This window comes from Vibrio sp. D173a (genome assembly GCF_030248475.1).
In genome coordinates this window covers 1-723 of the sequence record NZ_JAHGAH010001228.1, presented here as the reverse complement: position 1 = coordinate 723, position 723 = coordinate 1, and the positions used below count along the sequence as shown (strand labels likewise).

At 40.1% G+C, this 723-nt stretch carries 1 pseudogene; it reads right to left on the bottom strand.

Annotation, left to right across the window (positions count from 1 at the left end):
- Positions 1-457: 457 nt before the first annotated feature.
- Positions 458-723, bottom strand: a pseudogene (locus KIV40_RS32465) (GntR family transcriptional regulator); the annotation flags it as partial.

Below are 723 nucleotides of genomic sequence, written 5' to 3'. Positions count from 1 at the left end.
ACTCGGCAAGTGGGTTGGCAATCGCATCAAAAACGGACTGCCTAGAGAGCTCGTTCGAGATAAGAATCTATTCTAACACTCCGTCTTGAATCCAATAAAAAGCCCGTTAATACGATAATCAATATGTCGTGTTAACGGGCTTTTTGGTTTCCGAGTACGCCGAATCTGATAACTCATATGGACAAAACCAAAATGCATCAAGTTGCATTAATATTAAAACTATAAATAAATATCTATGCTTTTAAAGGAAATAAATCGCTATTTGGTAAAACTCGACTAAACTTGACCTATCAGACAGATAAATAGCGCTGTAAGCGTAGGCTCCTAGGAGCCCTTTCCCCTAAGCCCTGACAGGAACGTTTGGGCTTTTTTTTTATTTTATATGGTCCAAAAAAAGGAGCATAAATATCTGCTCCTTCTGATTCGATACGACTTAATTAGTCCACTGACTTCAGTACTATTTAACTAAAGTAATGCCTTCTTTATCAATCGTGACCTGCTTTGTAGAGACCACCGATTGTTTTCTTAAAGGTGCCTTTACTCGTGCGGAATGCAGAGAAGATAGCATCAGGCGATGACTTATCGTTCAGGGGTAAGAAGCCGCCTTTTTTCTCAAGAAGATCGAGAACCTTAACGCTCAGGTCATCCATTTTAGCCACACCCACTTTCTGCAATGACAGATCAATCTTACCGTCTTCTTCGCGGATGTTCTTAATGTAGCCT